Raw genomic sequence first — 21,613 nt, forward strand, 5'->3', positions numbered from 1 at the left:
CGAACCAACCCGATCGCCGTTCGCTGCCGCGTGGGGATGCGTGTCGGCAACTCGAAACTAGCCTACACTCATCCATGCTCCGCGCTACCTGAATGCCGGCCGCCACATCAGTTCGACGGGCGCGGGGGAACATATTCGTTTCTCATGGCGCCGCTCATTCGCGGCAAAGGAGAAACCATGGAAAAGATCCCAAAAGCCAAGGCCTTGTTCGTCGCAGGCTTCGGCCCGATCGTCATTGAGGCCCAGGCAAGCCGCGAACTCTACAGTCGGGCCTTCGGTATTCCCTTCAAGGAAGAGAACGGCGGCTACCTCCATACGGAGAGTCTGCAAGGCGCAAACACTTTCGCCTTGTGGCCGCTCTCCCAGGCCGCTCAGTCGTGCTTCGGCACGGATTCGTGGCCTCGTGACGTACCGATCCCGCAAGCCTGGATTGAGTTTGATGTCGACAACGTCGAAGCGGCTACGGCAGAACTTGAATCGCGAGGGTATCGGATGCTGGTCAGCAACCGGAATGAGCCGTGGGGCCAGACCGTCAGTCGCTTCATCGGGCCAGAAGGATTGCTGGTAGGAATCACCTTTACGCCATCAATGCGGCAAGAGAAATGATGGCGCTCGCTGTGGCAGTCCCGCGTGCGACTGATTTGGCCGCCGAGCAGCACTCGCTTCCCCGGTGAGTGGCTGATGAAGTGCTGAGAACAGGCCTCGCCGTCCTTGCGGACCTGGTGGCTGCAACGGGTCGAACTCTGCCGACTGCGTCCTGGTTCGGCCATGCCGGACCAATGGTCCCCTTACTCGTGCCCGCGTTGGGTCGTGTTGAACCCAAAGGGGCTACCAGGGATAGAATCCCGAACCCACCAGACCAGGAACTCCATCGATCGTCACGGCCTTCACGTAGGTCCATTTCTGCGATGGCTGGGTCTGTCCAGGTTTCGGGGACATGTAGTCGACCCATCCCGATCCACTGGTCTTGGCCGTCTGAATCATGGCGTCGTGAAACAACTTGCCATTGACATCTTTCTGACCGCTGACCTTCGTCCCCTCGCGCGCTGGGATGCCCGTATTCAACAAGACATTCGACTCAAGGTCGTATACGAACACATATGTGTCACCGTGCAACCACTCCGAGTCCTTTACTCTGAACTCGGGAAAAGCTGCCTTGCCTTTACTGTCGATCAACGCGGCGGCTTTGTTGACTAGCGCTTCGACTTGTCTCGCCTGCTCGGATGGGGGAGGAGACGACTGAGCAAATGATGCGGTGCCGGGCAAGCCCGAAAAAAGCAAGAGACCGAGCAAGAACGCTTTCATTTTCATGACATCACCTCCAGCGGTGGACAGTGTGCCCGTGTGCGCGACTGACGCCGGGAATTTCTGGCTAGCCTGATTGATAGCCAGGAAAGCCGCAATACCATGAAAGTGCGCGCCGCCCGGCATACGGGCTACCTAATCGAGCGGTACTAAAACAAATCATTTCCGGTGCGGCCCATCATGCTCCAGTATTGGTGCAAAGGCTGGGGCACGGGATCAAAGGGTCATCACTGCGGGAGACGGCGATGTTCGAGCGATACGAGCGGCTGGCGAAGCAACTCGGTGTGGACCATCCGGTGCTGCTCGCACCGATGGATCTGGTGGCAGACGGCAAGCTCGCTGCGGCCGTGACGAAGGCGGGCGGATTCGGCCTCATCGGCGGAGGCTACGGCGACGAGGCGTGGTTGCGCAAGCAGTTCGCCGCCGCTTGCGGCGCGCAGGTCGGCGTAGGTTTCATCACATGGAGCCTGTCGCGGCAGCCGCACCTGCTCGACGTCGCCATCGAGCATGCACCGGCCGCGATCATGTTTTCGTTCGGCGACGCGAGCGCGCACATCGAGACAACGAAGCTTGCCGGCATTCTCGCCATCTGCCAGGTTCAAACGGCGGCGATGGCCCGCGAGGCTGTCGATTGCGGCGCCGATATCGTCGTCGCGCAAGGCGCCGAAGGCGGCGGTCATGGTATCGCTTGCAGCACGATCTCACTCGTTCCCGCAGTCGTCGACGCCGTCGGCGATCGCGTGCCCGTGGTGGCGGCCGGCGGAATCGCGGATGGCCGCGGTTTCGCAGCGGCCATCGCGCTTGGCGTGTCCGGCATCCTGATGGGCACGCGCTTCTACGCGAGCGAAGAAGCGAGCGGTGACGACGAAGCGAAGCGGCGCATCGTCGAATGCAGGGGCGGCGAGGAAACCGTGCGCGGCATCCTGTTCGACATGGCGCGCAACAACGTCTGGCCGGCACCGTACACGGGGCGCGTGTTGCGCAACGCGTTTTCGGAGAAGTGGGCCGGACGCGAGCGCGAGCTGTTGCAGCAGTTGCACGTCGAGCATCCGCGCTATATGGAAGCGCGCGCCACAAGGCAGTACGACCTGGCGGCCGTGATCGCCGGCGAGTCGGCGGCGTTGATCCGCGAGGTACTGCCGGCCGGGACGATCGTCGCAAATGTCGTCAGGGAAATGGATGCGATTCTCGGGTATTCGTCGTACAAAGCGCGGCGAGCATCAACTGCCTCAAATTAATTGCTGCCGATGTGTCGCCCTCGGCCATCAACGGCAGCTGGTGACTTGCGTCTTAATGACTCGACTGCGACCGTAAACGGCCACCGGGGTGCTTGTCCGCGAGCTTTCTGCCTTCATGCTGGATCATGGAAGACCGCAGGCCGCCCCGGTTCGCTCGACGCAAAACGCTTCGTATGAGGCCAGCCCGGTGTAGCCTCCCGCAATGAGCACCATGCCGTTTAGTAACAGCGTGGCAGTCTGGTAATAGCGCCCCGTGTAGACAGCTGGCTCGCCCGTGGACGTTGAGATCAATTGCAACGGTCAGAAAAATAAACCATTGTTTCGCCTCTCACAGCCGGGATGGGATGACTCTTTGGTCTCTCAGCCCGGCCTCTCCCCGCCTCCTCATACGTTCTCGTTAAAGCCCGTCGCTGTACCTCGCGTGCGTCAGGTAAACCCCGCATGGCAACCTTGAAGTCCGGTGTTTAACATCCCACGACGTTACCGGTAACGTTGCATGGTACGCAAACATGCTTTCTGGCCAGGCACACCACTATAAGGAGACGGGAATGCGTCCATCGGGGATCGCCGTGCGTGCACTGTACGCAGGCATCACATTGCTCACGATCGCGTCGATCGCAGGTTGCGCGCACAACCAAACGGCTGCCACCCGCGATGGATTGCCGCTCGCAGCCGCTCCCACGCAGGCAGTGCCGCAACTGAAAAGCGTGATGGCCGCGCATTTCAAGGTAGGCGCGGCAATTGAACCCGATTCCATCGACAGTCCCGCCGACGCCGCGCTGCTGGCCGTCCAGTTCTCGAGCCTAACCGCCGAGAACAAAATGAAACCGGGCACGATAGGCGTGGCCGCAGGTGAGTACAACTTCGCGCCGGCCGACCAGATCGTGGCGTTCGCGCAGGCGCATGGCCTGGCCGTGCGTGGGCACACGCTGGTGTGGCATTACAGGAGCGGCGAATGGACCGAGGCGCCGGACTGGTTCTTTGCAGGCGACGCCAAAGATCCGCATTACCACGATATCGTCGCGGCACGGCTCCAACGCTATGTGACCGATGTCGTCACGCATTTTCGCGGTAAGGTCTATGCATGGGACGTCGTGAACGAAGTCATCAGCGACGACCCGCATCAGGTCTATCGCGAAGACAGCCCGTGGTATCGCGCGCTCGGCAAGGACTACATTGCCATTGCGTTCCGCGCCGCGCGTGCGGCTGACCCTGACGTCAAGCTCTATATCAACGAGTACAGCACGGACGATGCGGCCAAGCGCGCGAAGCTGCTCTCCGTGATACGCGATTTGCGTGCTCAGGGCGTGCCGATCGATGGCGTCGGGCATCAAATGCATATCAGCATCAACTGGCCGCCGCTGCAAAATATGAAGCAGGCTTTCGACGACGTCGCCGCCCTCGGACTCGAAAACCAGGTGACGGAACTCGATGTCAGTCTCTACAGCGACCCGGGCGCATGCTGGAGCCATCCGCCTGCGTGTTTGCCCGATCTCGGCCAGCCGGTGCCGAACGACGTGATGCGTGCGCAGGCGCAGCGGTATCGCGCGGTGTTCGATCTGTTCGAGCACGAGCCAAGCATCAAGGCCGTCACCTTCTGGGGCTATTCGGACAAGCACACGTGGCTGACCTCGATACCGGTGCCGCGTACCAATCTGCCGCTGCTATTCGACGCGAACCTGAAACCGAAAGCCGCGTTCTGGGCAATAGCCGATTCGTCGTGGCAGCCGTAAGGCTGTTCGCCACGCCTCGACGCGATCCGCTTGAGCCAGCCGCCGCGCCCGAAGTCGGTCTGCTGGAGAAACACGGCGCCCCATATCCATCGTTGAGTCCGCTGTGGCGGTTTCTTGCATCCCGATCATCCGATGAACGTTGGCTCTCCAATTTCCTCATAGTAAGGATGGCGAAATTGATAGACCACGATCTTTCCGCCGGTGTCCAGGCATCCGTCATATTGCGGCGAGAGAGCTTCGAACAGAACGCGGTCGTCAGTGAGGAAAAATGGGAAATCGAGCCAGCTATGGGAGCTTCAGGCTTTATTTTCATCCGACCTTGTTTCTTCTGCGAAGTGCCACAGGACGCCAGAGGGATCGAAGACGTAGGCTACGGTTAGCCCCCACGGCTCGACTCGTGGCTCTCTCGGCGGAGGAACACCGAACTTGTCCGCCAATGCGATCGAATCGATGTGTTGCCACCATCTACCAACGTCAGCGCCCATCATGGCGCGAGCTGGCTGTCTGCGCTGATACCCGTACCGTAAGCGCCAATTCGTCAGCAGGGCGGGCGCGACCGTCCGTGAGCGCCATGAGCATAGCTGCTCGTGTCGGATCCGCAATCAGGTGGGCGGTAGATGCCGTATTCGGCTGAATATCCATGTGTCGATCTCCAGGCTCGGCATCACGATAGCATCGGAACGGTCGGCATGTTTCGACACGGATCGAAGCATCAGGCGTCGATCCAGCCGTAGACTGCGACCATTGATCCATAGTCGAGGGAATGATCATGTGCGGAAATACCGATGCCGAAATTCGACACATCTACGAACAGTGGCACGCTTGCGTCTTGCAGCGAGATCTCGATGGCGTGATGGCGCTCTACGACGATGACGCTATTCTTGAAACTCCGCTTATTCTTGCCGTCCTCAAGGATCACGATCGTGGTGTCCTTAAGGGAAAAACCGCCATCGGCTCATTCTTTGCTGCCGGCCTTCGGGATGCAGGCAACGGACTCGGCCGTTGGTACCGTACGGGCACGTTCTTTTCCAATGGCCGGCAATTGACGTGGGAGTATCCGCGTGAAACGCCAGATGGCGATCAGGTCGACCTCGTCGAGGTGATGGATATCGAGCGTGGTCTCATCCGCCATCACCGTGTGTATTGGGGATGGGTTGGATTCTTGACACTGGCTCCAGCCTTGAATTCCCGGGCGAACAAGGCACGGTGATAAACGTCAGTGTCGCAGCGTCGGCGAGGTTGAACATCAGCGATGCAGACTGACTGACCGCCTGTTTGCCGCGACCGATGTCTCTTGTGGGTCGATAAGCAGCCATCGGAGTCGCGCCAGTTTAAAGGACCGCATCGGGTCGAACCCAGACATTAAAAAAGATATAGAACGCAGTCAGGAGCAGCAAACGCAACCTGCTAAACTCGCAGATTGCTGGTCTTTGTGTCTTTGTGTATGCCTATCGTCAAGAGCAGTTCGCAGGGTGGCCTCGTTTACTCCACAGACGGCGGGCGGATGTGTCCCGAATGCCGGCGCACGGTCGCAGAATGTATATGCAAGACGATTGCCAGGACACAACCAGCAGGGGACAGCGTCGCTCGAGTAGTTCGCGAGACCAAAGGTCGGGGCGGGAAGAGCGTGACGGTCGTGAGAGGATTGGCGCTCGACCCCGTTGCCCTGGCCTCGCTGGGCAAACAATTGCGCGCCGCCTGCGGCTCGGGTGGAACGGTCAAGGATGGCATGATTGAAGTGCAAGGCGACCATTGTGACCGTATTATCGAAGAGCTCAAAAAATCCGGTCATCGGGTGAAGCGCGCCGGGGGCTAATTCCTTCGGTTGGCGCAGGCAAAAAGCGCAATCGACCACGCTCGGGCGGTAACACGCCAATATCGTCTATCGGGAACGTCATCTCGCAAACGAGCGCTGCCCGTCACTGTCATCCAATCCACCATGGATTGATCCCACCACTCTTTGGGCGTACGGATGACGACACAAGCCGCGCGCTACGCTCCGGCCTCGCTGCGAACTAGCGGATAGCGCCAGACAGGATCACCCGCCCGTTCAAACACGTGTGACTTCGGCTGTCGGGGTCAGGATATTCGCGAGACATCAATCATGCTGAAGAGGGGCAAATGAAGAAGGGAAAGACGAAACTCACGCGTCTTGATGCTGAACGACTCTTCGAGGGGCTTCCCGCCTCGAACGCAACCGTGTCGAGTCGGCCCGAGAACCCATTCGACGCAGGGACGTTCACCGAGACCAGGCGCATCGACGACGAAGCCAAACTCTGGAAAGACAACCTCATTACGCTCCCGCTAGCGATCGCATTGCCTGCTGGATACGCGTCGATATCCGCCTTGCGCGAGGCGATGGTGCGCGCATGGCGCGTGAGGTGGGTACGGGAGGAGGGAAGCAAGGTTGTCGCCGAATTTCCTGAGGGATGGACTGCCGTTCGTCCGCAAACTGGCCCCATAGAGTTGCGCGATTCCACTGGCGTGGTCCGCGCCCTTTTTGGCTGGGCCGAGGACGCTGAACTCCGGATTCTTCCCAGGTATCTGGTTGAGTCGCAGGCGAACAGTTCAAGCGGGTTGGGCAGCCTGGTTGTCCGTGATCGAGGAAACGGCCAGATTCTTGAGAGATCGTCAATCTGGTCAGCGAAAACGGGTGCCCATCATCCGGATTGGGGCCGGCTGTCACTGTGGCTCAGTTCACGTTACCCACAACACGGCGATCCGCTGCGCTACTGGAAGGATTGCGAGGAAAATATCAAAAATTAGGCGAGTTCTGCGAGCCCCGTTGCTCGTGCACAAACTACCGTATTCGAAGTTCAGGGCGCGCCGGCAGAGATCGGCGCTTCATTGAGCTTCCGCGTTCGGCACCAGGGCCAGATTCGCTCGTCGCGTTCTCTATGCGCCTTTCAGCCAGGGCATTTCCACAGGTGACACCACCAATTGTCGGGACTCACGCTCCAGTTCGAAGATGAACCCGACGAGGATCATGGAGTCGGCATAGGGAATCGGGAATACGTGAGGATTTTCTGCAGCACGTAGCGGGCGGGTGGGCGTGTCCGCCGTCGTTGCGGCGTTTTCGCGGACGCTTTCCAGTTCGTCAGCCATTGCCTGCCCACTGACTTTCATGACGCGGCTACGCAGGTCGCTGTAGGGTTCAATGCGCGCCCCGTCTTCATTGTATTCGGGCACCTCATAGATAAACCAGGACATTTGTCTCTCCCAGAAAAAGGCCGCTATTCTAACAGCGGGGGTAAGCGGCTACCCTGAGCAACCTGGCGCCGCTGCTTCGATCGTTCATCGTCAAGAGATGACAATGCAACGGGTTACACTGTGATGCAGATGTGGTGCTAGAGATCTCGGCTTGGATTGCTAATCAATTCTGGCATCACCGGTTCGGATGATGGTCGAGCAAAATTTGCGTACAGCCGGTAACGGTGTCGCGAGACAGTCCCTGCGTAACATAGGCGTTCGCAGTAGCGCGGACGGACCATCTGCAATGAGTCGGGTTGTGCCCCGGGCATGAGGGTCGCGCTCCAGACGAATATCGCGCCGGGTCGTAGGGTGCTGTCCTGCCAGTTGCGGACGTTCAAAGCGCACGTGGCTCAGAAATGAGACAGATCTGCACGTCCGGTCGGCTATCATGCCTGTCCACTCCGAAGTAGCTTCTTATGATCTCTGTCCGTAATCTCACGCTGCGCCGCGGCGTTAATGTCGTGCTCGATCGCGCATCCGTCACCTTCACCCCCGGCGAAAAGATTGGTCTTGTCGGCCGCAATGGCGCCGGCAAGTCGTCCTTCTTCGGCCTGCTCAATGGCACGCTGCACGAAGACAGCGGCGAGTTCTCGATTCCAGCTGCATGGAGGATGGGCCAGGTCGCGCAGGAGATGCCGGAGACCGAGCAGGGCGCGACTGACTTCGTCGTCGAGGGTGACACCGTGCTGTTGGCCGCGCAGGCCGAAGTCGCCGCCGCCGAGGCCAGCGACGACGGCATGCGCATGGCGCACGCCTACATGGCGCTGCACGACGCCGGCGCACACGACGCCCCCGCACGTGCCCAGGCGCTGATCCTGGGCCTTGGCTTCACTGCTGCGCAGCTCGACCAGCCGGTCAACAGTTTCTCCGGCGGCTGGCGCATGCGGCTGCAACTGGCGCGCGCGCTGATGTGCCCGTCCGACCTGTTGCTGCTCGACGAGCCAACCAATCACCTTGACCTCGACGCGCTGGTCTGGCTGGAAGCCTGGCTCAAGCGCTATCAAGGCACCCTTGTCGTGATCAGCCATGACCGCGAATTCCTCGACGCGGTGACGCAGGTGACGGTGCACGTCGACAACGCCAAGCTGGTGCGCTATGGCGGCAACTACAGCAAGTTCGAAGACATGCGCGCCGAGCAGCTCGAGTTGCAGCAGGCCGCAATGGCGAGGCAGGCGGACAAGATCGCCCACCTGCAGAAGTTCATCGACCGTTTCAAGGCCAAGGCCTCGAAGGCAAAGCAGGCGCAGAGTCGCGTCAAGGCGCTCGAACGGATGGAGAAGATCGCACCGGTGCTTGCCGATGCGGAGTTCAACTTCGAGTTCAAGGAGCCCCTCAACGTCCCGAACCCACTGTTGTCGATGCTGGACGCGAGCTTCGGCTACCCCGCGCCTGCCGGCGCACTGCCGGGCACGCCGCCCACGATCATCGTGCGGGGCATCAGCCGTTCCGTGCTGGCCGGGCAGCGCATCGGCATTCTCGGTGCCAACGGCCAGGGCAAGTCGACGCTGGTGAAGACGGTGGCGCACGCGCTGGCGCCGATTTCCGGTGAAATCAGCGAAGGCAAAGGCCTGAATATCGGCTACTTCGCCCAGCAGGAACTCGACGTGCTGCGCCCGCTCGACACGCCGATGGAACACATGATCCGCCTTGCCAGGGACACGCCGGCGCACATGCGCGCCCCCGGCCAGAGTGGCACCGAACAATCGCTTCGCACCTTCCTCGGTACGTTCAACTTCAGTGGCGACACGGTCCATCAGGCGGTTAGCACAATGAGCGGCGGCGAAAAGGCGCGGCTCGTGTTGTGCATGATCGTGTGGCAGCGCCCCAACCTGCTGCTGCTCGACGAGCCTACCAACCACCTCGACCTGGCCACACGCGAAGCGCTAGCCATGGCACTCAACGAATTCGAAGGCACGGTGATGCTGGTCAGCCACGACCGGGCCCTGCTTCGCGCCGTATGTGATGAGTTCTGGCTGGTCACCAAGGGGGGCGTCGAGCCCTTCGACGGCGATCTGGACGATTATCAGGCGTTCCTGCGCGACGAAGCCCGTCGCACGCGCGAGCAGGCTGCCGCAGAGTAGAAGAGCGCCTGAGATACCCCCAGGCGGGCGGCGGGCGTTGCATGGGAGGGGCAGCGCGGGCGTTCGCCAGGGAGTTCAGCAATCGTGCGGACAAGCGCGCTCCAATGACGATGACGTCCCGGAAGCGGGCGTCCACTCGGACCCTAAAGTTTCGAGCCAGACTGCCGTAACGCTGGGTTGGTTTCCCGGTGCTGAAACATGCGGAGCGGCATGAACAAGAATATGAAAATTATGGTGGTGGATGACTTTCCGACGATGCGCCGGATTGTCCGCACCATGTTGAGGGATCTGGGTTATACGAACGTCCACGAGGCGGAGGACGGCTTGATGGGGCTTGCGCATCTGCGTGCGAGCCCCTTCGATTTTGTCATTACCGACTGGAACATGCCGAATCTCAATGGGCTCGAGATGCTGAAGGAGATTCGCGCCGATGCAAGGCTCGCGCACCTTCCGGTGCTGATGGTTACCGCCGAGTCGAAGAAGGAAAACATCATCGCGGCGGCTCAGGCCGGTGCGAACGGCTACGTGGTCAAGCCGTTCCCCGCGTCGCTCCTCGAGGAGAAGCTGAGCCGAATTGTCGAGAAAATGGGCAAGACTGCAAAGTGAAATGAACGAAGCCGGTATTGGCCGAACGCGTCGTAACATCGTCTAGACCGTACCGCACGAAGCAGATCTTGCCCAACGTCATCAGTAGGCAGGGAGAGGTACGGAATTCACCCGCCCAGGACGGCAGTTGTGATCGATGACGCGCATGGCCGCTTCACTACAAGAAGAGACAAAGCGGCGACCTGTCGTCGAACGGCAGAGATGGGTCGGTCAGCGACCGCCGGCAGACGCGCACACTGGATCTCCCTTCCCTGTGAAGGAGATCATCATGGAAACGCAGAAAGGCTCGTAACCGATGTGGACGCACTACGATAATCTGAAGGTCGCGCGTAACGCACCGCCTGCCGTCATCAAGGCCGCATACCGCGCGCTAAGTCAGCAATACCACCCGGACAGAAATCCTGCTCCGGATGCGGAGCGCATCATACGCCTCATTAATAAAGCCTACGACGTGCTCGGCGACCCCACGCGCCGTGCTGAATATGACCGCGAGCTTGAGGCGCAGGAAAAGGAGGAAAGACTCGCGGCGCAACGAAGGGCCGCCGCTGCTCGCAAGGACGACGACTCCGCTGCAACCCACGCACCGCCAAGACCATCGCCAACCACCACCTCGCAGCCGCGCCCTGCACCACCGCCGCCGCCAACCCGGTCCGCCGCCTCGCGGTCCGCCTTGCCGCCCGTGTGGGTGAGACTCCTCCTGTGTGCTGTCCTGTTCGCAATCGGCGTATGGTTTTCATGGCGAGAAGAGTTGAACACGACTACATCGCACGACGCTCCCGAGGTCGCCAACATTAATTCACCATGGGCGACACCATCGCAGGACCCGTCCCCCGGGGTCGCCGCACCAGTATCGAGCACGTCAGCCCCCGCGTCCGCGACCATACAGCCTGCCGTTGTACCTGCGACCGTACCGCTTTCCGTCAGTCCTGCGCCCGTCCCGACTGCTGCGAATCCCACGCCTACTCCGCTTGCCGAAAATCCCGCGCCGGCGCAACCTCCGGTACGACCGTCCGTACATCCCTCGCCGATACGACCTGCACCGCCCGCACCAACGCCGACAGACCCGGACGCTGAATTCACGGCGATAGTAAGAAAGCAGGTGCCGGACCTGGACCGGATAATTCGCGATCCCGATTGGAAGACCTACATGCAATGGCATGAGGGAACGACAACAATTGGCCAGATCGCGAAAGGCGCCGTCGCTCACCGCGACCTTAAAATTCTGTTGAAAATTTTCGATACATTCAGGCTCGCGAAGAAAACGGCGATTTCTCGCGGAATGTCGTTTTCTCAACTAATGGAATACGAGGAGCGGCTAATCAAAACACTCCCCGCACACAACGCCCAATAGAGATTCCACATCTCTGCGCGTTCGTCCAGCACTGGACCGACCAGTGCGCGGGATGTTCAACGAATGTAGTGGCTCTTCCGGGCGCAGAATCGGCCAGTTTGCGCCGTTCGTGCTTGATGTCTAAATTGCTAACAATGCCTCTGGGCGCGGCGAACTCGTGTTAATGTGGCTAGCACTATAACCGCGCAAAATAGGCTGAGAATGGGAAGGTGGCTCGCAATCGGTTTAGCTATCGGCGCTGCAGTTGGTGCGGCAAGAGAGAGTATGGGTCTCTGGTTAAGTTTGGGGGCGGCAGTAGGAGGTGCAATTGGAGCGGGCTCTAAAATGCCGCGTCGATAGTCACGCGCCAATGATGCAACAGTTCAATGTCCGCTGTCAGGAGAGTTGAAGGTCCTCTCAGGGGCGGCAACGGCCTACCGCATCGGGCCGCACGCGGCCAGGACCGGTACAGATATGCCCAACAGCAGACGTCGAACGTCTAGGCAAGCAGCATCAAGGCGTCCGCGAGGGAGAGTACCGCGGTGCGCGACTCGAATGCGGTGGAGAACAGATGCTCATGTACCACCGGATCTGGGTCATAGCAGCAATCCTTGACCGTGTAGAGGCGGAAGTCCGCGTCGCTCGCATACGCGACCGATGACAGCACAACGCCGGTCGATGCAATGCCGACCATAATCAGCGTGTCGATACCTTGTGCGAGAAGTCGTGCCTGCAAATCGGTACCGAAAAACACACTGGCCCGGTGTGCAACGACGACCGGTTCGTCTGCACGCCGGCCCAACTCCGGCGAGGTCTGGTCGTCGATAAAGAGACCGAGTTGCTTGATTCCCTGCCCATTCTTGTTCAGTGCGCTGACTTCCGGATAGCCTGGACTGAAGCGGAGGTTCGCGAAATAAACGCTGACGCCTTTGGTCCGCGCCGCGTCGCAGAGCTTGCGCGTATTGGCAAGCAAGGCCTGCGCGACTGATGGAAAGAGCCCGAGAATGTCGGTCTGATAGTGCATGACGAGAAGCGCGGTTTGCGCCGGCGCGATTGCCGGAAGCTGCGAACCCTCATGCCGCGTGGACGCACCGCAATTCTCGCCGTCCCCGCTACCACTGGGACTCGAGCTGGATGCCATCGCGCCATCTAATGCGTTTTCCTGATTCACGGCTGCCCCCACTCAATATCCGCTGGCGATACGATCGCCCCCGTTCACAATTCTCCTGTCTTTCGACACGCGGGACGCATTCACAATCGGAGAACGTCGAACGCGGAGAATCATCCCTTGTCAAAACGACGCTTCGCTGCCGTGGAAATAATACTTGATGGGGGCGGCTACGTTAAAAGGTGACCTCCGCGCGAGCTGCCGGGCGTTTCCGGCCATAGGCAAGCATCATCAAAAAGCTAAGTAGAAAGCTGAACCCACCGACGAGGAGAAGCGCTGTCTCTCCGAATACGGGTAAGAGGTTAGTCAGGAAGCCGGTAACGACCCAGGCGACTGCCATGACAGACCCCGCGACACCGAGAGCCCAACCCTGGCGGTCATCCTTGACCGCGTCCGAGAACGCCGTATACATGGTTGTGTAAGCGACCATGTCGAAACAGCCAACCAGCGTCGCGAGGCACCAGAGCACCACCTCATGCGGAAACAGTGCCGAGAGGATCTGGGATACACCGGCAATCAGCAGTCCTGTCTTCGCAATGTCGACCACGCCCCAGACGCGCAGCATCAGACGAACGATGAACAGCAACCCGAGCACGAAGGACACGCCGATCAAACCGCTGAACAGACCGAGTTGTGAGCTGGTGTAGTGGAATTGTGTCTGCAATAGCAGCATGATCGTCTGGAGGTACAGACCGTAACCCACCTGCATCAGAAAGAATACGACCGAAAGAAACGCTACGTTTCTGTGCAAGGCCGCCTGGTAGATGATGCGCACGGGAAGCAACAGATCGATGTGAGCCTTGCCGCAGGCCGGCACGGTATTCCTGTACGACGCCGCCGTCCAGGCAGCACAAATCACGGAAAGTGTGCCGACCAGAATGAACGGCGTTCCGTAGTTGAAGAACGGCGCGATTGTTCGGTCGGACATCACTCCGCCCAGCACGGGGCCAACGATAACGCCAGCACTGAAGGCGAGCGACATGATGCTCATGTTGTAAGCCTTGTTCTGCGGCGTGCTCATGTCGGTGATAGCCGCTTGCGCGATTCCCTGGCACCCCGCCATCAGCCCGCTCAACCCTCGGCCGATCAACAGGATCCACACGCTCGGCCAAAGCGCGCCCGTTGCCATGAGGAAGTAGCTGACGGCCAGGCCTGAGATACATAGATGAAGGATCTTTCGACGGCCGTAGCCGTCAGAAAGCGCACCCATCAATGACGAACCAAAGAACATGAAGAATGGATAAATGCCGTATCCCAGGCCGAGATAGAAGTTGCGCAATTGCGGGCTGGTGTCGGTTGCGAGGATGCCAGTCTGTGGATCGCTGAAAATGGCCGACATCATGGGATAGACCAGGCCGAAACCCATCGCGTCGATTGCGATTGCGAGGAGGCACGGTCCTAACAGCTTCAGGTTGAGTTTCGACATTTGCGCTTTTCGTAGGCGAGTGGAGGTTGATCGCTACATTAGCGTTGGCCCACGTGACCCCGGTAGCCACTCGCGGTCGATAACACTTATCGGAGAAACTGATAGGATTTGCGCCATGGATATCTTGGCGGCGATGCGGGTATTTGTTCGGGTGGTGGAACGCGGCAACATGTCGAGGGCCGCGCGCGACCTGGGAATCGGGCAACCCGCCGTAAGCGATCGCATCGATCGACTGGAGGAGCATCTCGGCGTGAAGCTGCTTCGTCGAAGCACGCGTGCGGTTTCGTGCACCGACGAGGGGAACCTCTTCTATGAACGAAGCAAGCACGTCATCGAGGCGGCGGAGGAAGCGTGTGCGGCTGCATCGGATCGCGATCGGTCGCTTCGTGGAGTATTGCGAATTGCCGCGCCGCAGGGACTGGGTGAAGTCGTGATGCCACGCATCTTGATGGCAATACGCGACGCGCACCCGAAGCTGAATATCGACCTGATTCTTAACGACCAGGTTGTCGACCCTGTCACCGAAGGCGTTGACATCTCGCTGCGACTTGGAGAACTCGGCCAAGGCAGTTACATCGCCCGGCAAGTGGGTCACGTACGGCGCGTTCTCGTCGCCGCACCAGGCTATCTGGCAAAGACATCAATGCCGGAAGCTCCCGATGACCTCATCGATCACCCGTTCATCCGCGTCATGGGTGTATTTGGTGACGGCGTCCTTCGCCTGATCGATGCTTCTGATTGCATTGTTACCGCCCAGATCAGGGTGGTAGTCAACATAAGTCACTGGCGCCCAGTCTACGAGTCGTTGTTGGCAGGCGCTGGCATAGGGGTGCTTCAGGAACCGGTTTGTGCGCAAGCGATCTCGAGCGGTCGGCTGATCCGGTTGCTTCCCCAGTACACCGTACCGGGATTTGATCTCCACGCGCTGTTCACACGGCCCATCTCGTCAAAGAACCGGACCATCATGACCGTGCTCGAAAAGGAACTGCCCGCCGCCCTGGAGTGCATGGACCCTGATCGAGAAAAGATTGGGGCAATACATGCTCGCGGGGCCGCCTGGCAAGACGAGACGGGCGCTAGCTGACGACAGCTTCTCTCTCGAGATATTGAAGTTTGGCGCTGACCGCTTTCCAGTCCTCCGCATCGGGATGCGGTGCCTGCTTGAGGGTTATCGTGGGCCATTGCTTTGCAAGAGTGGCATTGAGCTCGATGAATGAGCGCTGGCTTTCTTCGATCTCCTCGGCCGGCACGATGGCGTCGACAGGGCATTCCGGTGCACAAACGCCGCAATCGATGCACTCATCGGGATCGATGACGAGAAAGTTCGGGCCTTGACGAAAGCAGTCGGTCGGGCAGACCTCGACGCAATCGGTATAGGTACAGCGGATGCAAGCTTCGGTGACGACGTAGGCCATCGAGCCTCCTGGGTGCGAATGGGGGAGTGACGGCCCGCGCGTCGCGCAGGCCGATCACATGGGCAGATTTATGCCTCGGCAGCAACGGCGCGAGACGGCTCCTCCGACGATCCCGGAACGTAGCGTCCCGTTTGACGCGCGACCAGTTGCAGTGTCTTGCGCGGCGCGTCGTGGTGGTCTGCCTCGAAGAAGAACTTCTTTTCGCCGAAAGCCGGCACGAGATCGTGAAGCCATGTCGCGCCGGGATCGAATTTGGCGTAGAAGGGACGACGCACCCAGTCTGGATTGCGCGCCTGCAAGAGCTGCAGGGCGAATACCTTTTCGCCGGCGATGGTGACAATGCCATCCACGACGACCTTGCCAGGGAAGGCGCTCATCGACGGACCGCGGACCGTGCGCGCGAGACCGGACACGGACTGGTAGGCTGCCTGGAAAATCTCGTACGCGCGGGCGAGCGGCAACTGAAAGTAGTGGCTCGGCCCGGTGTCGCGTTCGACGAACATGTAGTAGGGGATGGCGCCCAGGCGAACGCCCGTCGTCCAAAGCTCCGCCCAACCCTTGGGATCTTCGTTGATGTGGCGGATGAGAGGTGCCTGCATGCGCAGCGTCGCGCCCGACGACACGATGCGCTTCACCGCGCGCTGTGCGATCGGGGTTCGCAACTCGGCCGGGTGATTGTAGTGGCCCATGATCGCGAGATTCTTGCCCGCCGCCACGACCTTCTCGAACAGGCGCAGCAGGTCGTCAGAGTCCTTGTCCGTCACGAAACGCTGCGGCCAGTAGGCGACCGACTTGGTGCCGATACGGATGTTCTGGATATGCGAGAGTTCGGGCACGAGCAGCGGCTCGATATAGCCGGCGAGCGAACGCGTGTTCATGATGAGTGGATCGCCGCCGGTGATCAGCACGTCGGTGACCTCGGGGTGCAGCTTGAGATACGCGACGAGTTCGTTGGACTCCCTCGCGTCGAACTTGAGGTCGTCCATCCCGACGAACTGTGGCCAGCGAAAACAAAAAGTGCAGTACGCGTGGCACGTTTGTCCTGCGCTCGGAAAGAAGAGCACCGTTTCCTTGTATTTGTGCTGCAGGCCCCGCACCGGCTGACCGTCCATGAAGGGCACGTTATGCGTCAGCTGACCCGCGGGATGCGGGTTCATCGACAGCCGGATATGACGGACCGCTTCTTCGATGGCGGCCTCGTCCTTCTTTACCAATACCAGTTCTTTCAGGTTCGTATAGTCCGACGCTGACAGCATGTCCTGATGTGGGAAGGTCAAGCGATAAATCGGATCGTCCGGAACGTTGGTCCAGTCAATCAGTTCGTCCATCACATACTGGTTCGTGCGGAATGGCATGACGCGCGATACGACCTGCACGGCTTCCCTGAGTTCTTCTGGAAGAAGCGCCCATTGAGGCGACTGGCTGATCGTCTGCCGGGTGTAGGGTTTGAACTTTGCAGGAATGGAATCGGAGGTCATTAATCGTTCCTTCAGTGGTAGGATGGCGCGTGCCGGTGAGCGCCCGATTTTCAATCTGGATAACTAATTGTTTGATCGTGTGACGAATACCGAATACGATTGCTTTTCGTGGCCGCAACCCTCCGGGCATAAGCGCGAGCGCTTCCACTTCGAGGCGAGCGGCCACGATTCCCGGGGAGACCGGAGATACCAAAGGCAACTGGGGGACACAGGGGTCATTGTTGCGACATGATCCCTGGTCGGCAAACGATATAAACTCGCAACGTTGTGCGTTTGAGGAAGGAACGTGAGACGAAAGATCCCGAGTATCGAAGCGTTGATCGCCTTTGAAGCGGCGGCGCGGCATCTGAGCTTTACCCGCAGCGCGGACGAACTGGCGCTGACCCAAAGCGCGGTGGGACGGCAGGTGGCGACGCTCGAGGAGTATCTCGGCGTACCGCTCTTCAATCGCGTCAAGAAGCGGCTCAGCCTGACCGAGATCGGCGAGATCTACGCGCGGCAGGTCCGCGAGAACCTTGCAAGGATGGAGCGCGACACGCTGGCTGCCATGGCGCACCGCGACGCCGGCGGCATCCTCGAACTCGCGGTCATCCCGACGTTCGCCACACGCTGGCTGATTCCACGCCTTCCTCTCTTCTATGCGCAGCACGAGCACGTGACGGTCAATCTGGCAACGCGGGCGGAGCCGTTCCTGTTCACCGACACGCCGTTCGACGCAGCGATTCACTTTGGCGATCCTGTCTGGCCTGGATCGATTGCGAAATATCTCTTCGGGGAGGAGATGACGCCCGTATGCAGTCCACAGCTGCTAGGGGGAAGGACGGTGCTCGAGCCTCGTGAGGTATCGGAATTCACGTTGCTGCATCAATCGGCGCGGCCGGACGCCTGGCGGCACTGGTTCTCGCAGGCCGGCATTCACGACGCCGATTGCATGCAAGGGCAGCGTTACGAGCTGTTTTCGATGCTGGTGGAAGCGGCGCGTGCCGGATTGGGAATTGCGCTCGTGCCGCGATTCTTCGTGTCGCATGAGCTGGCCATCGGCGAACTCATCCTGCCGTGCAATCTTTCCTTGCGCAGCGAAAAAGGGTATTACCTGGTATATCCCGAGCACAAACAGAATTCGCCCCAACTGCAAGGGTTCGAGGCGTGGTTGCTCGCTGAGGCGAGCCGATACGTCCAGCTCGGCATGTAGTCGCAACTGGCAGGCAGGCGCGGGCGGCGTGGGGCAAGCCGCGGCGCGCCTGCCCCACGACACTACGTCAGTTCCCGGGTAATGAACTGTGCGCGCCCGCGGCCAAAGGACCAGTCCGCATCGTCGTTCTCGACGATCGACACGATGACGTCGTCCGGCGAGATGCCGCATTGGCTTTGCAGCTTTTCGACGAGCAGGCGATAAAACTCGATCTTTTGCGGCTCGGTGCGTTTGCGGCTTACCGCCGTCAACAAAATGACGTCCCTGGATCGCGTGTACCCGAGTCCGGTGTCGTCCACCACCAGTTCACCAGGGCGATGCTGCGTGACACTCTGGTAGCGATCGGTAACGGGTACGTCGAAGGCCTGCACCATTGCCTCATGAGCGGCGTCGAGAAGCGAGCGCACCTGTTCGTCGGTACGGCCCTCGATGATGTCGAATTTGAGCATTGGCATGTGTACTTCTCCTTGAGTAGGACAGCGTGAGGGCGACGCTCCGGAAGCCGGTCAAACCCGGAGCGCCGGGATTCGAGTTGAAGCAGGTTATTCGCGCCAATAGTGATTGGCTGCGGCAATCGTGGCGAACTCAGTCGCCACGATGTGCCCGACCTGAAGCAGCATGCTCGCGTCGTTCGCGTACACGTCACGCAGCTTTTCGCGGACAGCCTCATCCGGCTGAGTCGTCTTGATGACTAAGCGCGCCATCTTGATGGCGAGTTGGCGTTGGGAAGGAACAGCAGACGACGTTGGGCCGCCTCATTGTCCGCCACCGCTTTCGTGATCGCGATCGTGCCCAGTTCCACGGTGCGAAGTGCGCTCGACAACGCTACAGACGGATCGTCGAGCTTGTCGCCGGGTTGAGCGATCTGCAGAACGAGACGGAAGCGCACGGGAGTATGCGATACGCGCTGGCGGATTTCCGACTGCAGGTAGTCCGGCGACTTCTTTGCTGCGTCGGCGTCGGCAAAGTAGTGTTCGCCGCCTACCGGCAGGATCTGATAGCGCGCGTACGTCACGTCGCCCCTGGAATCAATGAAACTGAACGTGTCGACCCCGAAGTAGGGCAGCGACGCATCGCTGCGCGGGAATGGCTTGTGGGCGGTGAGGAAAGCCTTTGCCAGCGGATGGCTGCCCAGATAGGTTTCCGCGAAGGCCGGCTCATCTGCCAATATCGCATTGCCAAAAAATAATGGGACCACGCTGCCGGCGCCGCGCTGATCGGAGCCCGGCACGCGCCAACTGCCGCGCTTCGTCCCGCCAAACATACGCGAACCGGTCGCCCGGGACAAATGACGATCCGTGATGGGTGGCATCACATTCAGTGAAGCCGCCAGGCGAAGTTCACCCGAATATTTTGCGCCAACACCGGATCAATCCCAGGTTTCACTAGTATCCGTTCGTCTACTATAGTAGATGGCATCGAGCGCGCCGAAAAGGAGCCGACATGCCACGTGAAATCCGTCTGAACGCTTTCGACATGAACTGCGTAGGCCACATTCAGCAAGGCTTGTGGACACATCCGCGCGACCAGTCGAGCCGCTATACGGAACTCCAGTACTGGACCGACTACGCGAAGAAGCTCGAACGGGGCCTCTTCGACGGCATTTTTTTCGCGGATGTCGTCGGCGTGTACGACGTCTATGGCGGCAATGCCGACGCCGCGCTGCGCGGCGCGGTGCAGGTGCCCGTGAACGACCCAACGCTCGTCATTCCCGCCATGGCCGCGGTGACGCAGCATCTGGGCTTTGGCGTGACGGCCAACCTCACGTACGAACAGCCGTTTCTGTTCGCGCGGCGCATGTCCACGCTGGACCATCTCACGGGCGGGCGCATCGGCTGGAACATCGTGACTGGCTATCTCGACAGCGCGGCCCGCGCGATCGGCATGGACGGCCAGAACGCTCACGACGACCGCTACGATCTGGCCGACGAATATATGGCGCTCGTGTACAAGCTCTGGGAAGGGAGCTGGGACGACGACGCGGTTATCAATGACCGGGCCGGCGGCATCTACGCCGACCCCGCGCGCGTGCGCATGATTCATCATCGCGGGCCGCAATACAAGGTGGATGCGATGCATCTGTGCGCGCCGTCGCCGCAGCGCACGCCGGTGCTGTACCAGGCGGGGTCGTCCACGCGCGGCAGGCGTTTCGCCGCGACGCACGCCGAGTGCGTGTTCATCAATGGTCAGAAGATGGAAGGCGTGAAGGAGATCGTCGGGGACATCCGGGGCCAGGCGGTGCAGCTCGGGCGCGCGGCCGACGACGTGAAGGTCTTTCTTGGCGCGACGCTGATCGTCGGACGCACAGATAGTGAAGCGCGCGAGAAGCTCGATGAGTACCGGCGCTACGTGAGCTCGGAAGCGGCGCTCGCGCACGCGGCGGCTTCGCTTGGCATCGACTTCGCGCGCTACGATCTCGACGAGCCCATCGAGACGGGCAAGAGCCAGGCGATCGTGTCCAACGTCGAAGCCATGACGCGCAGCGCCGGGCCGCAATGGACACGCCGCAAGCTGCTCGAGCAGATGGTGCTCGGCAGCCGCCAGGCGCCGTGGGTGGGATCGGCGGAGCGTATCGCGCAAACGTTGATCGAGTGGAGCGAAACGGCTGGCGTGGATGGCTTCAATCTCTCGCGCACCGTGGTGCCGGAATGCTTCGACGACGTGGTCGAACTGCTGGTGCCCGAACTGCAAACTCGCGGCGCGTATAAAAGCGCGTATCGTGAGGGCACCCTGCGCGAGAAGCTCTCTGGCAGCGCGCGCCTGCCGGCGTCGCACGCGGCAGCGCAGTATCGCGGCGCGCGTACGAACGACGCATGAGCGACGCATGAAAATCGGGCACTGAATTCCCGCTACGAGGAGACCGCGGCAAGCGGGCAAGAATATGGTAGACAAATCCCTCTTTCGCGACGCCATGGCCGGTCTTGGGGCCGCTGTGAACATCGTCACAACCGACGGCGACGCCGGGCGTGCCGGCTGCACGGCGTCCGCCGTGTGCGGCGTGACGGACGAGCCGCCCACGCTGCTCGTCTGCATCAATCGCACGAGCCGCAACAACGCGATCCTGCGGGCGAACGGGCGGCTCTGCGTGAACGTGCTGGCGGCCGACCAGCGCGAGGTGGCCACCCGCTTCGCCACGAAAGACATCGACATGGACGAACGGTTCGCGCTCGCCGAATGGTATCGGCTCGAAACGGGCGCGCCCGCGCTGCGCGGCGCGGTGAGTTCGTTCGATTGCCACATCGCGCGCACGACCGAAGTCGGCACGCACACGGTGTTCTTCTGTGAGATCAAGGCGGCGCGCATGGTGGGCGGGCGCGACGGGCTGATCTGGTTCGGCCGCGCGTTTCATCGCGTGCTCGCGCAGGCGCACGCGGCAGCGGCTGCCTGAG

23 protein-coding genes and 1 pseudogene are annotated in these 21,613 nt (G+C 60.5%); 15 read left to right on the plus strand and 9 right to left on the minus strand.

Features of this window, described 5'->3' with window-relative positions; genetic code table 11:
• Positions 1-177: 177 nt before the first annotated feature.
• Positions 178-606 carry a VOC family protein gene (locus tag E1N52_RS05340; protein ID WP_133180862.1) on the plus strand — a complete coding sequence of 143 codons (429 nt, stop codon included), beginning with the start codon at positions 178-180 and terminating at the stop codon, positions 604-606.
• A gap of 222 nt (positions 607-828) precedes the next feature.
• Here the strand turns inward: E1N52_RS05340 and E1N52_RS05345 are convergent, their stop codons facing one another.
• Positions 829-1,311, minus strand: a complete 483-nt coding sequence (locus E1N52_RS05345) for a cache domain-containing protein (protein WP_133180864.1) — start codon at positions 1,309-1,311, stop codon at positions 829-831.
• Between the two features lie 239 nt (positions 1,312-1,550).
• On the opposite strand from E1N52_RS05345, the gene E1N52_RS05350 reads away from it, so the two are divergent.
• The 5 genes from E1N52_RS05350 to E1N52_RS05375 all read left to right on the plus strand — a co-directional run bounded on the left by E1N52_RS05350 (position 1,551) and on the right by E1N52_RS05375 (position 7,042).
• On the plus strand, positions 1,551-2,543 hold the full coding sequence (locus E1N52_RS05350) for an NAD(P)H-dependent flavin oxidoreductase (RefSeq protein ID WP_133180866.1): 993 nt from the start codon (positions 1,551-1,553) through the stop codon (positions 2,541-2,543).
• Between the two features lie 548 nt (positions 2,544-3,091).
• Entirely contained in the window at positions 3,092-4,276 is a 1,185-nt protein-coding gene (locus tag E1N52_RS05355; protein ID WP_133180868.1) for an endo-1,4-beta-xylanase, read from the plus strand.
• A gap of 769 nt (positions 4,277-5,045) precedes the next feature.
• On the plus strand, positions 5,046-5,486 hold the full coding sequence (locus tag E1N52_RS05365; RefSeq protein ID WP_425468003.1) for a nuclear transport factor 2 family protein: 441 nt from the start codon (positions 5,046-5,048) through the stop codon (positions 5,484-5,486).
• 234 nt (positions 5,487-5,720) lie between these two features.
• Positions 5,721-6,092, plus strand: coding sequence for a translation initiation factor Sui1 (locus tag E1N52_RS05370; RefSeq protein WP_133180870.1), 372 nt, complete (start codon positions 5,721-5,723; stop codon positions 6,090-6,092).
• A 305-nt stretch (positions 6,093-6,397) separates the two neighbouring features.
• Entirely contained in the window at positions 6,398-7,042 is a 645-nt protein-coding gene (locus E1N52_RS05375) for a hypothetical protein (RefSeq protein ID WP_133180871.1), read from the plus strand.
• Positions 7,043-7,171: 129 nt separating this feature from the next.
• Here the strand turns inward: E1N52_RS05375 and E1N52_RS05380 are convergent, their stop codons facing one another.
• Positions 7,172-7,486, minus strand: coding sequence for a helicase (locus E1N52_RS05380; protein WP_133180873.1), 315 nt, complete (start codon positions 7,484-7,486; stop codon positions 7,172-7,174).
• A gap of 458 nt (positions 7,487-7,944) precedes the next feature.
• On the opposite strand from E1N52_RS05380, the gene E1N52_RS05385 reads away from it, so the two are divergent.
• The 5 genes and pseudogenes from E1N52_RS05385 (at position 7,945) to E1N52_RS45760 (ending at position 11,905) form a co-directional block, all read left to right on the plus strand.
• On the plus strand, positions 7,945-9,609 hold the full coding sequence (locus E1N52_RS05385; RefSeq protein WP_133180875.1) for an ABC-F family ATP-binding cassette domain-containing protein: 1,665 nt from the start codon (positions 7,945-7,947) through the stop codon (positions 9,607-9,609).
• Between the two features lie 210 nt (positions 9,610-9,819).
• Positions 9,820-10,215 (plus strand): chemotaxis response regulator CheY, encoded by a 396-nt coding sequence (gene cheY, locus E1N52_RS05390; protein ID WP_133180877.1) that lies wholly within the window; start codon positions 9,820-9,822, stop codon positions 10,213-10,215.
• 295 nt (positions 10,216-10,510) lie between these two features.
• Positions 10,511-10,690: pseudogene (locus E1N52_RS44790) on the plus strand (DnaJ domain-containing protein); the annotation flags it as partial.
• Between the two features lie 624 nt (positions 10,691-11,314).
• Positions 11,315-11,566, plus strand: a complete 252-nt coding sequence (locus E1N52_RS44555) for a hypothetical protein (RefSeq protein WP_205965583.1) — start codon at positions 11,315-11,317, stop codon at positions 11,564-11,566.
• A gap of 201 nt (positions 11,567-11,767) precedes the next feature.
• Positions 11,768-11,905 (plus strand): glycine zipper domain-containing protein, encoded by a 138-nt coding sequence (locus E1N52_RS45760; protein ID WP_484217450.1) that lies wholly within the window; start codon positions 11,768-11,770, stop codon positions 11,903-11,905.
• Between the two features lie 139 nt (positions 11,906-12,044).
• Here the strand turns inward: E1N52_RS45760 and E1N52_RS05400 are convergent, their stop codons facing one another.
• Both E1N52_RS05400 and E1N52_RS05405 read right to left on the minus strand, forming a co-directional pair.
• Complete coding sequence (locus E1N52_RS05400; protein WP_133181209.1) at positions 12,045-12,686, minus strand: cysteine hydrolase family protein; 642 nt, start codon at positions 12,684-12,686, stop codon at positions 12,045-12,047.
• 202 nt (positions 12,687-12,888) lie between these two features.
• Positions 12,889-14,139: an MFS transporter gene (locus E1N52_RS05405; RefSeq protein WP_133180880.1), complete on the minus strand. Its 1,251-nt coding sequence runs from the start codon at positions 14,137-14,139 to the stop codon at positions 12,889-12,891.
• Positions 14,140-14,254: 115 nt separating this feature from the next.
• Between E1N52_RS05405 and E1N52_RS05410 the strand changes: the two genes are divergently transcribed.
• On the plus strand, positions 14,255-15,223 hold the full coding sequence (locus E1N52_RS05410) for a LysR family transcriptional regulator (RefSeq protein WP_133180882.1): 969 nt from the start codon (positions 14,255-14,257) through the stop codon (positions 15,221-15,223).
• Here E1N52_RS05410 and fdxA read toward each other — a convergent pair.
• Positions 15,216-15,554 (minus strand): ferredoxin FdxA, encoded by a 339-nt coding sequence (fdxA, locus tag E1N52_RS05415; protein ID WP_133180884.1) that lies wholly within the window; start codon positions 15,552-15,554, stop codon positions 15,216-15,218. The two genes, E1N52_RS05410 and fdxA, sit on opposite strands and share 8 nt — an antisense overlap.
• A 68-nt stretch (positions 15,555-15,622) precedes the next feature.
• Positions 15,623-17,032: a KamA family radical SAM protein gene (locus E1N52_RS05420; protein ID WP_133181211.1), complete on the minus strand. Its 1,410-nt coding sequence runs from the start codon at positions 17,030-17,032 to the stop codon at positions 15,623-15,625.
• 286 nt (positions 17,033-17,318) lie between these two features.
• On the opposite strand from E1N52_RS05420, the gene E1N52_RS05425 reads away from it, so the two are divergent.
• A complete protein-coding gene (locus E1N52_RS05425; protein WP_133180885.1) occupies positions 17,319-18,224 on the plus strand; it encodes a LysR family transcriptional regulator in 906 nt (301 codons plus the stop codon).
• Between the two features lie 62 nt (positions 18,225-18,286).
• On the opposite strand, the gene E1N52_RS05430 is transcribed toward E1N52_RS05425, so the two are convergent.
• The 3 genes from E1N52_RS05430 to E1N52_RS05440 all read right to left on the minus strand — a co-directional run bounded on the left by E1N52_RS05430 (position 18,287) and on the right by E1N52_RS05440 (position 19,512).
• The gene (locus E1N52_RS05430) at positions 18,287-18,679 is read right to left on the minus strand and encodes a tautomerase family protein (protein ID WP_133180887.1); all 393 of its coding nucleotides are present in this window, start codon (positions 18,677-18,679) and stop codon (positions 18,287-18,289) included.
• Between the two features lie 87 nt (positions 18,680-18,766).
• Positions 18,767-18,928: a hexameric tyrosine-coordinated heme protein gene (locus E1N52_RS05435; RefSeq protein ID WP_133180889.1), complete on the minus strand. Its 162-nt coding sequence runs from the start codon at positions 18,926-18,928 to the stop codon at positions 18,767-18,769.
• Positions 18,916-19,512 carry a catalase family protein gene (locus tag E1N52_RS05440; protein WP_205965574.1) on the minus strand — a complete coding sequence of 199 codons (597 nt, stop codon included), beginning with the start codon at positions 19,510-19,512 and terminating at the stop codon, positions 18,916-18,918. Before E1N52_RS05440 ends, E1N52_RS05435 begins: the two co-directional genes overlap by 13 nt.
• A gap of 155 nt (positions 19,513-19,667) precedes the next feature.
• On the opposite strand from E1N52_RS05440, the gene E1N52_RS05445 reads away from it, so the two are divergent.
• Both E1N52_RS05445 and E1N52_RS05450 read left to right on the plus strand, forming a co-directional pair.
• On the plus strand, positions 19,668-21,041 hold the full coding sequence (locus tag E1N52_RS05445; protein ID WP_133180893.1) for an LLM class flavin-dependent oxidoreductase: 1,374 nt from the start codon (positions 19,668-19,670) through the stop codon (positions 21,039-21,041).
• A 64-nt stretch (positions 21,042-21,105) separates the two neighbouring features.
• On the plus strand, positions 21,106-21,612 hold the full coding sequence (locus E1N52_RS05450; RefSeq protein WP_133180895.1) for a flavin reductase: 507 nt from the start codon (positions 21,106-21,108) through the stop codon (positions 21,610-21,612).
• Position 21,613 lies beyond the last annotated feature (1 nt).

Origin of the sequence: Paraburkholderia guartelaensis (assembly GCF_004353905.1) — a bacterium.
GTDB lineage: Bacteria > Pseudomonadota > Gammaproteobacteria > Burkholderiales > Burkholderiaceae > Paraburkholderia > Paraburkholderia guartelaensis.